This is a genomic window from Magnetospirillum sp. ME-1 (assembly GCF_002105535.1).
Classification (GTDB): domain Bacteria; phylum Pseudomonadota; class Alphaproteobacteria; order Rhodospirillales; family Magnetospirillaceae; genus Phaeospirillum.
In genome coordinates this window covers 904,706-916,730 of record NZ_CP015848.1, presented here as the reverse complement: position 1 = coordinate 916,730, position 12,025 = coordinate 904,706, and the positions used below count along the sequence as shown (strand labels likewise).

Sequence of the window (12,025 nt, the reverse complement as noted above, 5' to 3'; positions counted from 1 at the left end):
ATCGCGGGATCATGCCGGCAGTGTAGCACGCGGTATTTGCGGCTAAAACACCCGCCGCGCCCGCAGCGCCGCGGTGATGGTGCCGTCGTCCAGGTGGTCCAGCTCGCCGCCCACCGGCACGCCGTGGGCAAGGCCCGAGACGGTGACGTTGCACCCGGCCAGCCGCTCGGCCACGTAATGGGCGGTGGTCTGGCCCTCCACCGTGGCCGGGGTGGCGAGGATCACCTCGGTGACGGCCGGATCAAGGGCGCGGGCCACCAGGGAGTCGATGCCCAGATCATCGGGGCCGATGCCGTCCAGGGCGGACAACAGGCCGCCGAGGACGGCGTAGCGGCCCCTGAAGCTGCCGGTACGCTCCATGGCCCATAGCCCGGCCACGTCCTCGACCACGCAGAGCAGCGAGGAATCCCGGCGGTGGTCGGCGCAGATGGCGCAAGGATCGATGGTGTCGAAATTGCCGCAAGTCGAGCAGGTGCGCACCTTGGCGGCGGCCTCGGCCATGGCCTGGCCCAAGGGCACCAGCAGGCTCTCGCGCTTTTCCACCAGCCGCAGGGCGGCGCGCCGAGCCGAGCGTGGGCCCAGCCCCGGCAACCGCGAAAGAAGTTGGATCAGGCGCTCGATCTCGGGGCCGACCATTGCGATGGCGGTCCTGTTACGGGATCAGAACGGCAGCTTGAAGCCGGGCGGCAGGTTCAGCCCGCCGGTCAGCTTGGCCATCTCGTCGGCCATGGCGGTCTCGGCCTTGGTCTTGGCGTCGTTGAAGGCGGCCAGGATCAGGTCTTCCAGCACCTCGACGTCGCTGGGGTCCACCAGGGACGGGTCGATCTTGACCTTCTTCAGCTCGTACTTGCCGTTCAGCGTCACCTGCAGCATGCCGGCCCCGGCCGAGCCGGTGACTTCCATCTCGGCCATGGTGGCCTGCATCTCGGCCATCTTGGACTGCATCTGCTGGGCCTGCTTCATCAGGTTGCCAAGGTTCTTCATAGATCTTCCTCTCCAGGGATCAGTTCGTCGTCGGCGATGGCCTCGGGGTCTTCGACCGGCGCGGGCGCGGGCAGCAGATCCTCTTCGGTGCCAAGGTCGCGCACCGCCTCGATGCTGGCGCCGGGGAAGGCGGCCAGCACCGCCTTGACCAGCGGCATTTCGGCCGCGTCCTGGCGGCGGCGCAATTCGGCCGATGCCTCCTGCTCGGCGAGCGTCGGCTGGGCCGGGTCGGTGGAATTGACCGACACCGTCCAGCGCCGTCCGGTCCATTCCGACAGCAGGCGGGCGGTCTTGGGCGCGAGGTCGGAACCGGCGGTGCCGTTTTGGCGCCACTCGATGCGGCCGGCGGCGAAGGAGACCAGATTGACCTGGGTCCTAAGCTGCACGGCGATCAGGCCTTCGCGCCGCTCGGAGAACAGCGCCACCACTGCGGCGAAATCGGCGGGCATGGCGGGCAGCGCCACCGTCTCGGCGGCGGGGGCCGGCTGAAGCTTGAGCGCGGTGGCCGGGCCGTGTACCGGGCCGCCGCCCACATGATGGCCGGAGACGGCGTCGGCTCCGCCGCCACCACCAAAGCCGCCACCACCTCCGCCACCGCCGCCGGGGCCGCGCGGGGCGGGGGGCGGGGGGGGATTGGCGCGCAATTGCTCGACCAGTTCGGCCGGGGTTGGCAGCTCGGCGGCATAGGCCAGGCGCACCACCGCCATCTCGGCGGCCTGCAAGGGGTTGGGGGCGCCCCGTGTCTCGCCCAGACCTTTGAGCAGCATCTGCCAGGCGCGGGTGAGCGCCGCCAGAGACAGTGCTTTGGCCATCTCGGCGCCCTTGACCCGCTCGGTCTCGGACGCGCCCAGCTGGTCGGCGGCGTCGGGGGTGACTTTCAGGCGGGTCAGCCAGTGGACCAGCTCCAGCATGTCTTGGAGCACCACCGCCGGGTCGGCGCCGGCGGCGTACTGGTCGGTGATCTGGTCCAGCGCCGTGGCCACGTCGCCCTTCATGATGGCGTCCAAGAGGTCGAAGACCCGGGCGCGGTCGGCCAGGCCCAGCATGTCGCGCACCTGGGCCTCGGTCACCGCGCCGGCCCCGTGGCTGATGGCCTGGTCCAGGAGCGACAGTCCGTCACGCACCGAACCGTCGGCGGCGCGCGCGATCAGCTTCAGCGCCGCCGCCTCGATCTCGGCCTGTTCCTTGGCGGCGATGCCTTCGAAGTGCTGGGCCAGCACCTCCATCTCGACGCGACGCAGGTCGAAGCGCTGGCAGCGCGACAGGACGGTGACGGGGATCTTGCGGATCTCGGTGGTGGCGAACACGAACTTCACGTGTTCCGGCGGCTCCTCCAGCGTCTTCAGCAGCGCGTTGAACGCCGCCGTGGACAGCATGTGGACCTCGTCGATGATGTAGACCTTGAAGCGCGCCGAGGTGGGGCGGTAGCGCACGCCCTCGATGATCTCGCGGATGTCGTTGACGCCGGTGCGGCTGGCGGCGTCCATCTCCAGGATGTCGACGTGACGATCCTCGGCGATGGCGCGGCAATGCTCGCACTGGCCGCAAGGGTCGATGGTGGGGCCGCCCTTGCCGTCGGGGCCGACGCAGTTGAGTGCGCGGGCGATGATGCGGGCCGTGGTGGTCTTGCCCACGCCGCGCACCCCGGTCAGCACGAAGGCATGGGCCAGGCGCCCGGTCCGGATGGCGTTTGACAGGGTGCGGACCATGGCCTCCTGCCCGATCAGACCGGCGAAGTCGGTGGGCCGGTACTTGCGGGCCAGGACGCGATAGGGCGTGGGGCCCCGAGAATCGTTGGTGGCGGTCTCGCTCATGGTGGCAAGATAGTACGAGCGGTCATGCCCTGCAAATCAGTGAGTGACTCCGGCGTCGAAATAATAGGCCGAGGCGCCGCCGTGCAATTGGATGCCCAGCTTGTCCAGGCCGGCGGCCGACAGGTTGACCAGCTTGCCGCGCGGGTGGCTTTCGGTCAGCAGTTTCCGGGTGTTGGGATGCCAGAGCGCGCGGGTGACGCCGTAGATCAGGTCGTTGGGCCGTTCGGCGCCGGTGACCAGCACCACGCCCACGTCCAGGGTCTTCACCTCGCCCTCGATGCCCTTGTAGGTCTCGGCCGGGATGGAGGACGCCGAGAAGAAGGGATAGGTGGACCGCATCCTGTCCACTTCCGGGCCGGCCAGGGGGACCAGCACGATGTCGGTGCGCTGGGCCAGTTCGGCGATGATGGGCACCGGCATTCCGTCCACCACCAGCATGGCGTCCAGCTGCCCGGCGGCCATGGAATCGGCGGCGGGGCCGGGTTTGAGGAAGCTCTGCTTGAACTGGCTTTCGGTCATGCCGAAGGCGGCCAGCAGCAGGCGACCGTGAACCAGTTCGCCCGAATCCTTGTCGCCCAGGGACACCCGCTTGCCCTTGAGGTCCTTGACCGAATGGATCCTGGCATCCTTGCGGGCCACCAGATGCAGGCTTTCCGGATAGAGCATGGCGATGGCCCGCAGGTTCTGCACCGCGCCCTTGCCCTTGTAGATGCCGGTGCCGTGATAGGCCCAATAGGCGATGTCGGCCTGGACCAGGGCGGCGTCGAGCCGTTTGGCCGCGATGGCCTCGATATTGGAGATGGCGCCGCCGGTGGACTTGGCCACCGCCACCATGCCCGGCACCCCGCACGAGCCGCCCTTGTCGCACTCGCGCGAGCCGGGCGGGTTGCTGATGGCGTTGGCGATCAGGCCGCCGAAGGCGAAGCGCGTCTCGCCGGTCGGGCCGGTGCCGATCTGGAAGAAGCGGATATCCTGCGCCGCCGCCGGCCCGCCCCCCAAGCAGAGCAGCAGGGCGGCGGCGAAGATGAAGCGGATGGCACGCTCGGGCAGTCTTGCAGGCACGGCAGATTTCCCCCCACGGAAACGACGTATCACGAGGCGTGAGGATACACGACAAATATCATAAATTCCTCATGTAACTGACACATCCAAACGGAATTGGACTCATGTTCCCCATTGCGATCGGCGGCAAAGCAGGCACAATAAGCGCTCGGGATGGGGACCGAGAGTAAAATGTCAGACGACGACGGATTGAAGCCTATCAACGACAGCGACATGGATTCCATGTTCGTGCTGCCGTTGTCCATCATCCCGCTCCAGACTCCCGCCCTGCAGAGCGCCAAGCTCATCAAGAACGTGCGGCTGCGCAGTGCGGTCGAGCTGTTCTCGGATGTGCAGACCGGCTCGGGGCAGGTGGACGTGGAATCCCTGCCGGCCATGTTCGGCTGGCCGACCGAGCAGATTCATCCCGATCTCGGCATCCTGCGCCGCCTGGCGCTGCTGCCCAGCTACGACGTCTATTCCTTGCGCATCAGCTTGCGCGAGCACGGCATTCCGGTGAACGACTACGCGGCCTTGAAGCTGTCGCCGGAAAAGGCCAACGAGCTCACCCGCTACATGATCATGTTCACCCGTCCGCTGATGAAGATGATCTATGCGGACGAGGCGGTGAACATCGAGACCTATGACGACCTCTTAAAGCTGTTCCGCGACCCCGACGTCAAGAAGGCCCGCCAGCGTCTCGAGACCATGGCGCAAAGCCTGAACATCGACATCTTCGACGTGCCGCGCTTCCTCGAGGATTACGGCGACACCTTCATGTCGCTATCGTATTTCCGCCACTGCCTCGACCGGCTGGAGCCCTATTTCACCGCCTGCGTCCAGGCGCTGGCTCCCATCCGCACCCATTTCCAGCTGAAGCAGAACGTCAATCTGATGAAGACCTGCGACATGATCGAGGAGGTGATCAACTCGATCTCGGCCTCGATCTCGGGGCGGCTGGAAGTGTTCGACAAGCGCACCCGCGAGATGTGGGAGAACATCTCCCAGGATGAATTCCGTTCGGTGAAGGGCATGATCGAGCGCTATCACGTCACCATCGGCGCCGCCCTGTGCGGCCTGACGGTGAAGATGAGCTCGTTCGCCAAGATGTTCCCGCGCCCCAGCTCGGGCGGCCCCATCAAGCGGGCCGACTTCATGATGAGCGAGATGATTCAGGGCATCGACCTGATCAAGGACGTGGAAAAGCAGTTCACCGCCCAGTAGCGGCGTGGTCCCGTCCCGCTCTCACTCTCCGCCGCAATAGCGCGCCACTTCGTCCAGCAGCTTGCGGATGGAGATGGGCTTGGTGATCACCTGGTTGAAGCCTTCCTCCATGAATCCGGCCACGGAATCCGGGTCGGCGAAGGCGGTGACCGCCACGACCGGCACACCCTTGGTGCGGTCGTCGGAGCGAAGCTGCTTCAAGAGGTCGATGCCGGAATACTTGGGCAACTGGATGTCCATCAGGATGACGCCCGCCCCGCTGCCGGCCGCCAGATCGACCAGCCCGTCGCCATCCGACGACTTGACGGTGGTGTAGCCCGCGATGGTCAGCGCCTGTTCCAGGAGCTTCATGTTCATCGCGTTGTCTTCAACGACGACGACGGTACCGCTCATGACCCGATCCTCTCAGTCATTCAATTCTGTCCCGCCCGCAGCACGGCGACCCTGTCCGGGTTGCGCGGGCGGTAACCCTTGGCGAAGGTGGTGAAGTCGGCGACGGCCATGGGCCGGCCGATCATGTAGCCCTGAATCTCGTCGCAGCCGTGCCGCGCCAGCAGCGCCGCCTGGGTCTCGGTCTCGACACCCTCGGCGATGGTCTTCAGCGACAGCGAATGGGCCAGGGAGATGATGGCGTTGACCAGCACGCGGCCGTCCTCGTCCTGGTCCAGGTCGCGCACGAAGGCGCGGTCGATCTTCACGGTATCCACCGGGAACCGCTTCAGATAGGCCAGCGAGGAATAGCCGGTGCCGAAATCGTCGATGGAGAGCGTCACGCCCAGCTTGGCCAGCGAGCGCAGCAGCTTCAGCGTCCCCTCGCCATCGGCCATCAGCATGCTCTCGGTCAGTTCCAGGTCCAGATCCCTGGCGTTGACGCCGGTCTCGGAAATGCAGTCGGCGACGATGTCGGCCAGATCGGCCTCGCGGAACTGGCGGCCCGAGATGTTGACGCCGAGCCGCAGGCTGTCGATGCCGGAATCGTTCCACAGGCGCAATTGGGTGCAGGCCTGGCGCAGCACCCAGCTGCCCATGGGGACGATCAGCCCGGTTTCCTCGGCGACGGGAATGAACTTGTCGGGGGTGATGACGCCCAGTTCGGGATGGCGCCAGCGGATCAGCGCCTCGGCCCCGATCAGGGCGTAATCGCTCAGGCGGACCTGCGGCTGGTAGAACATCTCGAACTGGCCGGCCCGCAGCGCGTCCTTGATGGAGCGCTCCAGCGTCATGCGCTCGGTCACCGCGAAGGACATGGCGGCGTCGAAATAGCCCTTGCGCTGGTCGCTGCGGCGCTTGACGTTGTGCAGCGCCATCTCGGCGTTGCGAAGCAGGTCCAGGGCGTCGTCGCCGTCCCGGGGGAAGACCGACACGCCCATGTCCACCGGCACCACCATCTCGGTGCCGTGGATGGTGTAGGGCTTGTTGAGGATGTCGTGGATGTGGTCGACCTGGGCGGTGACCTCGTCCATGCCGTGGGCCTGGGCCACCACCACGGCGAATTCGTCGCCGGCCAGGCGGGCGGCGGTTCCACCGGCCTGCACCGCCTGGGCCAGGCGCCGCGCCGTCTCGCGCAGCAGTGCGTTGCCCACGTCGTGGCCCATGGAATCGTTGATGGTGGTGAAGCCGTCCAGATCGACGGTGATGATGGCCGCCTGCAGGCCCGCGTTGCGGGCCATGGCGATGGCCTGGCCCAGCCGGTCGGTGAGCAGGGTGCGGTTGGGAAGATCGGTGAGCGGATCGTGATTGGCCAGATAGGCTACCCGTTGCGCCAGCTGCTTGTTCTCGGTGAGGTCGCGGATGGTGCCGGTGAACAGCCGGCGCTTTTCCACCCGCAGTTCCGAGATGGACAGGTGGACGGGGAACAGCGAGCCGTCCTTGCGTTTGCCCATCACCTCGCGCCCCACGCCGATGATGGCGCCGATGCCGGTGGCCAGATAGTTCCTGATGTAGCCGTCATGCTTGCCGGCGTCGGGCTCGGGCATCAGGACTGAAACGTTGGCGCCGATCAGTTCGGACAGGGAATGGCCGAAGATGCGTTCCACCGACAGGTTGGCGTTGAGGATGGTGCCGTCCTCGTCGATGGTGACGATGCCGTCCAGCACCGTATCCATGATGGCGCGGATGCGGTGTTCGCGCGCCGCCACCGCCCGCATGGCGGCGGTGACCTCGGTGGTGTCGCGCCCCACCAGCAGGGTGGCGTTCTGGCTTTCGCGCCGCAGGGGTACCGCCGACATCTCCACGTCGCGCACCCGTCCGGCGAAGGTCATCACCTTGACCGGCAGGGGGTGGCCCTCCTCGTACAGGGTGTCCAGGCCGCCCTCGAAGATGGCGCGGTAGTCGGGATGGATGAACTCGGCGAAATGCTTGCCTTCGCAGGCCGTCGCCGACGGCGCGCGCAGCATGCCCAGCCCGGCGGCGTTGATGCGCTCGATCACCCCGTCGACGCAGACGCAGATCAGGTCGGGCGACAGCTCCACCAGATCGCGGTAGGACGCCTGGTCCTTCAACAGCGCCGATTCCAGCATGGAGACGTCGGTGATGCGGTCCAGCAGCTTCAGGATCTGGCTGCCGGAATTGAGGATGGAATCGGCGTATTCGCGATAGCCGCTCTGGGTCAGCGGGCCCAGCATCTCGGCCGAGATCATCTCGGCGAAGCCGATCACGTCGTTCAAGGGCGTGCGGATGTCGCGGCTCATGCGGCCCATGAATTCGGTCTTGGCGCGGTTGGCGAAGTCGGCCTCTTCCTTGGCCTCGGCCAGTTTGGCGGCGGTGGCGCGTTCCGAGGTGATATCGCGCGAGAACATGGCCAGCCGGTGCTCGCCCGCCTCGATCCCGGCTACGGCCAGCAGGCGGTTGGCGAACCAGTGGATGCCGTCGGTGTCCTCGAACTGGACGGTGCGCCCGGTTTCCAGCGCCTGGTCCAGGAACGAGCGGCGATGCTCGGCCAATCCCGGGGGCAGCAGGTCGAAGATGCTCTGGCCGATCAGGGTGTCGGGCTGGGCGTTGAGGTACTGCTCCGCCTCGGTGTTCAGCGTCAGGATGCGGCCCTCGGCATCCAGCAGCATGGCGATGTCGTGGCTGGCGTCCAGCAGGGCCTGGGACGTGCGGTGCGAGGCTTCCAGCGCGGTCTGGGCCTGCTGGCGCTCGATGGCGTGGCGAATGACGCGGGGCAGCAGGGTCAGGCCGGCATCGGACTTGACCACGTAATCCTGGGCGCCGGCCCGGATGGCCTCCTGGGCGACGCGCTCGTCGTCCAGGCTGGTCAGCACCACCAGCGCCTTGTCGGGGGCCCAGGACTTCAGCCGCACCACCGATTCGATGCCCGACGCATCGGGCAGGCCGAGATCGGAGAGCACGCAATCGAAGGCATGGAACGGGGCGTCCTTCAACGCCTCGCCCAGGGTGGCGCGGCACGACACCTTCCAACTGGGCTGGGCGTCGGCCAATTCGATCTCGATCAACCTCTGGTCGCCAGGGTTGTCCTCGATGATCAGCAGTCGCAAGATGTCGGCGCCCGAACTCATGATCAAATGACCATGCAACATCCGGGGCCTATTGTAAACATGCCGCGAACGGCAGGCCCCGGCAGAATCACAGCAGAAGCCCGACCATCGCGCCGGTCAGGCAGCTCGCCAAAGTTCCCGCAAGGATTGATCTGCCGCCCATGGCGACGATCTCCGCCCGGCGCTCGGGCGCCATCACCGACAGGCCGGCGATCAGAATCCCCAGCGAACCGAGATTGGCGAATCCGCACAGGCCGTAGGTCATGATGAGACGGGAGCGCGGCGACAGCGCGCCGTCCGGCAAATGGGCCAGCTCCAGATAGGCCAGCAGCTCGTTCAGCACCGTCTTGGTGCCCATCAGGGCGCCGGCCGTCATCATCTCGGCGGCCGGAATGCCCATGCTCCACACCACCGGCGCCATGACCCAGCCCAGGGCGCGCTGGAGCGTCAGCGGCGCGCCGGCCACCTCGGGCAGCAGCTTCAGCCCGGCATTGGCCAGGCTGACCAGGGCGACCAGGACCACCAGCATGGCGACGATGCCGACCAGCAGGCGGACGCCGTCCATGGTGCCTTGGACCACCGCGTCCATGGAGCCGGCGTAATGGTGGACGTCATCCAGCCGTCCGGCGCCGGTATGGGCGGCATCGGGCACCATGACCTTGCCGATCATCAGGCCGGCGGGCACCGAGATCAGCGAGGCGGTCAGCAGATGGCCGATGGCGTCGGGAATGATGCCGTCCAGGAAGGTGGCGTAGAGCACCATCACGGTTCCGGCGATGGTGGACATGCCCGCCGTCATCACCAGGAACAGCTCGCCCCGGGACAGGAGCGCCATGTAGGGGCGGATCAGCAGCGGCGCCTCGATCATGCCGAGAAAGGCGGTGGCCGACGCCGACACGCCCACCGCGCCGCCCACGCCCATGGACTTTTCCAGAAGGCGGGAGGCGGCGCGCACCACCACCGGCAGGATGCGCCAGTGATAGAGCAGGGCCGACAGCGCGCTCATCAGCAGCACCAGCGGCAGGGCCTGGAAGGCGAGGATGAAGCCCGAGGCGGGATTGGACGCCGTCCACGGCGCGGGCGCGCCGCCCACATAGCCGAACACGAAGCTGGTGCCGGCCCGCGTGGCGGTCTGCAGCGCGTCCACCGCCCGGTCCAGGGCGAGGAACAGCATCTTGGCGGCGGGAACCTTGAGCAGCAGCAGGGCGAGGCCCAGTTGCACCGCCAGCCCGGCGGCGACGACCCGCCACGACACCGCGCGGCGGTCCTCGGACAGCAGGAACGCTATCGCGACCAGGAGGGCGACGCCGATGAGGCCCTGGCCGGTCATGTCCGACGACCGGCGGTCAATGCCGCTTGGCCAGCCACTCGTCCACGGCGGGGACCATGGCCTTGACCGACAGTTCGAAGGCCAGCATCAGCTTGTCCTTCTCCTGGGTCATGTGCAGGAGGTTGTCCACCACCTTGCGCAGGATATCCTTGGCGAAGGCGGGGATGGCCAGAATTTCCGAGGCGCGGGGACCAAAACCGGTCTTCAGCGAATGGACCATCACCTCGACCTTGTCGATGTTGAGGCGCTGGATCTCCTGCAGGTTCTCGGCGGCGATGTAGCACAGCATGTCGCCGAAAATCTTGGACACCGACTTGTCCAGGGCGGCGCAGACGTTGAAGAAGGCCGAGTCGCGGGCGAAGAACTCCCACGCCTTGGGCCCCAGCATCTTGTGATAGAACTCGTACATGTCGCGGTTCCACACCGAGATGCCGCCGATGGCCTGGGGGCGGTCGGCGAGGATGGCGCCGAATTCGGAACCGACGGCGGCCTTGACCTTCTTCAGCTTTTCCGGCTCGAACCGGGCCACCGCCTCGATATGGGCCGCGGTGGGCAGGGCCACGATGTCTTCGCCGATCTCGATGATCTGGGGATAGGAGAGCCGGGTGCGGTAGGTTTCCAGCAGGGGCAACTGCCAGCCGAAGGCGATGTAGCGCGACAGCTCGCGGATCTTGCGCTCCTCGACCGGATCGACGGCCTGACGCTCGATCTGCTCGGTCTTCTTGATCAGGCCGAACATGGAGGTCTTGGTGATGGTCTCGGTGACCGTCTCCATGGGTTTGTCGGCCTCGAAGATCTTCTTGGCGCAGGTCCGCACCAGCAATTGCTGGATCTGGTCCAGGCTGACGCCGCACACCAGGGTGGTGATCTCGTCGCGGACCGGGGCGTCGCCGTCCTTGGCCTGGACGATGCCGTCGACCATCTCGCGGCTGGTCTGGAAGGTCTTGATGAAGGCCTGCAGCACGTCCGGGTCGGAAATCACCTGCTGGTAGGTGACGGAGGACTCGACCAGCCCGGCCTGCTGGAAGGTGGCGAGCACCTTCTTCAGACCCTCGATGATCCGCTTCTTGGTTTCGGTATCGATTTCCACCGGTGGCGGAAGCTTGGCGACAGGCATGAGGCACTCGGTCCCGGCAGGATGTTCCCCGAAGCTACTGGTTTACTCCGAAGGACATAGGGTGGCAAGCCGCATCCCCGAGCCGCATCCAGGTCAACTCGTGTTTGTTGTGGGCCAGATGCAGCAGGCGCGAGCCGGGAATGGCGGCGAAGGCCCGCGCGGTGGCGTGGTCGGTGGCGCCCTGGAACTTCAGGGTGCAGATGAAATTGCGGGCCAGTCCGCTGTCCAGCCAGCGCTCCACCAGCCGCAGCAGGCGTTCGGGATAGCAGATGACGTCCGAGCACAGCCAGTCCACCGGGCCGATCTCGGCCGGCTCGATGCCGAAGGCGCTGCCCTGCCGGTATTCCACATTGGGCATGGCGGCGACGTTGGGGGCCAGCGGCGCCTTGTCCACGCTGATCACCCGGGCCCCGGTGGCGGCCAGCACCCAGGTCCAGCCGCCGGGACAGGCTCCCAGATCGACGCAGGTCTGCCCCGGTCCCGGCATTCGGCCTGCCAGGGTCAGGGCTTCCCACAGCTTGAGATAGGCGCGGCTGGGCGGCGTCTCGCGGTCCTCGATGAAGGCGGCCTCGCCGTTGGGAAAGCGGCTGGAACAGGCGGCGGCGGCCAGTACATGGCCCTCGTCGACCCAGGTGAACGAGCCCAGCGGCGCGGCCGGCGCGGGCTGGCCGAAGACCAGCGGCCTGGCCGAGACCTTGGGCAGCTTTTCCACCAGGAGCGCGGTGCGGCGGTGAAGATGGAACTCGTAGGGCCACCAGTTGCGCTGGATGGCCTTCAAGGCCTTGGCCGCCTCGCCGATGGAGGCCACCTCCAGCATCTTCGGCTCGTGCCAGATGTTCTGCGCCCAGGCGGCCGGGCGGGCCGGGCCGGGCGCCAGCATCAGCCGGCCGTATTCGGCCGAGATATCGCCCAGTTCGACCCGCAGATCGTCCTCGAAGCCGGGCGCGGCCAGATAGGCGGTGAACTCGCCGCTCATGGACGCTCCCCCGGGCTGTCATCCTGAGCGCAGCGAAGGATC

Annotated in this window: 10 protein-coding genes; 1 reads left to right on the top strand and 9 read right to left on the bottom strand. The window is 66.9% G+C overall.

The genetic code is table 11. The annotated features are described in order from the left end of the window. Positions 1-42: 42 nt before the first annotated feature. Genes recR through WV31_RS04150 form a run of 4 tightly spaced genes read right to left on the bottom strand, consistent with a single transcriptional unit; the run spans position 43 to position 3,860 of the window. Positions 43-636 carry a recombination mediator RecR gene (gene recR, locus WV31_RS04165; protein ID WP_085372402.1) on the bottom strand — a complete coding sequence of 198 codons (594 nt, stop codon included), beginning with the start codon at positions 634-636 and terminating at the stop codon, positions 43-45. A 24-nt stretch (positions 637-660) separates the two neighbouring features. Beyond that, positions 661-984, bottom strand: a complete 324-nt coding sequence (locus WV31_RS04160; protein ID WP_068428657.1) for a YbaB/EbfC family nucleoid-associated protein — start codon at positions 982-984, stop codon at positions 661-663. Beyond that, positions 981-2,798, bottom strand: coding sequence for a DNA polymerase III subunit gamma/tau (locus tag WV31_RS04155; protein WP_085372401.1), 1,818 nt, complete (start codon positions 2,796-2,798; stop codon positions 981-983). The genes WV31_RS04160 and WV31_RS04155 overlap by 4 nt, the downstream gene beginning before the upstream one ends. A 36-nt stretch (positions 2,799-2,834) precedes the next feature. Then, positions 2,835-3,860: a TAXI family TRAP transporter solute-binding subunit gene (locus tag WV31_RS04150; protein WP_237051482.1), complete on the bottom strand. Its 1,026-nt coding sequence runs from the start codon at positions 3,858-3,860 to the stop codon at positions 2,835-2,837. Positions 3,861-4,031: 171 nt separating this feature from the next. Here WV31_RS04150 and WV31_RS04145 point away from each other — a divergent pair, with 171 nt between their 5' ends. Beyond that, positions 4,032-5,063: a hypothetical protein gene (locus WV31_RS04145; protein ID WP_085372400.1), complete on the top strand. Its 1,032-nt coding sequence runs from the start codon at positions 4,032-4,034 to the stop codon at positions 5,061-5,063. A gap of 21 nt (positions 5,064-5,084) precedes the next feature. On the opposite strand, the gene WV31_RS04140 is transcribed toward WV31_RS04145, so the two are convergent. The 5 genes from WV31_RS04140 to WV31_RS04120 form a co-directional block, all read right to left on the bottom strand. Continuing rightward, positions 5,085-5,456 carry a response regulator gene (locus WV31_RS04140; protein ID WP_085372399.1) on the bottom strand — a complete coding sequence of 124 codons (372 nt, stop codon included), beginning with the start codon at positions 5,454-5,456 and terminating at the stop codon, positions 5,085-5,087. 20 nt (positions 5,457-5,476) lie between these two features. After that, positions 5,477-8,581: an EAL domain-containing protein gene (locus WV31_RS04135; protein WP_237051481.1), complete on the bottom strand. Its 3,105-nt coding sequence runs from the start codon at positions 8,579-8,581 to the stop codon at positions 5,477-5,479. 67 nt (positions 8,582-8,648) lie between these two features. Further along, positions 8,649-9,890 carry a NupC/NupG family nucleoside CNT transporter gene (locus WV31_RS04130; protein WP_085372397.1) on the bottom strand — a complete coding sequence of 414 codons (1,242 nt, stop codon included), beginning with the start codon at positions 9,888-9,890 and terminating at the stop codon, positions 8,649-8,651. Positions 9,891-9,906: 16 nt separating this feature from the next. Further along, complete coding sequence (locus WV31_RS04125; RefSeq protein WP_085372396.1) at positions 9,907-11,007, bottom strand: hypothetical protein; 1,101 nt, start codon at positions 11,005-11,007, stop codon at positions 9,907-9,909. Between the two features lie 34 nt (positions 11,008-11,041). After that, entirely contained in the window at positions 11,042-11,983 is a 942-nt protein-coding gene (locus tag WV31_RS04120; protein ID WP_085372395.1) for an SAM-dependent methyltransferase, read from the bottom strand. Positions 11,984-12,025: the final 42 nt, after the last annotated feature.

Excerpts from the sequence above, each read along its gene's own strand:
- recR (WP_085372402.1), bottom strand. The coding sequence starts at position 636 with ATGGTCGGCCCCGAGATCGAGCGCCTGATCCAACTTCTTTCGCGGTTG.
- WV31_RS04160 (WP_068428657.1), bottom strand. The coding sequence starts at position 984 with ATGAAGAACCTTGGCAACCTGATGAAGCAGGCCCAGCAGATGCAGTCC.
- WV31_RS04155 (WP_085372401.1), bottom strand. The coding sequence starts at position 2,798 with ATGAGCGAGACCGCCACCAACGATTCTCGGGGCCCCACGCCCTATCGC.
- WV31_RS04145 (WP_085372400.1), top strand. The coding sequence starts at position 4,032 with ATGTCAGACGACGACGGATTGAAGCCTATCAACGACAGCGACATGGAT.
- WV31_RS04140 (WP_085372399.1), bottom strand. The coding sequence starts at position 5,456 with ATGAGCGGTACCGTCGTCGTCGTTGAAGACAACGCGATGAACATGAAG.
- WV31_RS04135 (WP_237051481.1), bottom strand. The coding sequence starts at position 8,581 with ATGAGTTCGGGCGCCGACATCTTGCGACTGCTGATCATCGAGGACAAC.
- WV31_RS04130 (WP_085372397.1), bottom strand. The coding sequence starts at position 9,890 with ATGACCGGCCAGGGCCTCATCGGCGTCGCCCTCCTGGTCGCGATAGCG.
- WV31_RS04125 (WP_085372396.1), bottom strand. The coding sequence starts at position 11,007 with ATGCCTGTCGCCAAGCTTCCGCCACCGGTGGAAATCGATACCGAAACC.
- WV31_RS04120 (WP_085372395.1), bottom strand. The coding sequence starts at position 11,983 with ATGAGCGGCGAGTTCACCGCCTATCTGGCCGCGCCCGGCTTCGAGGAC.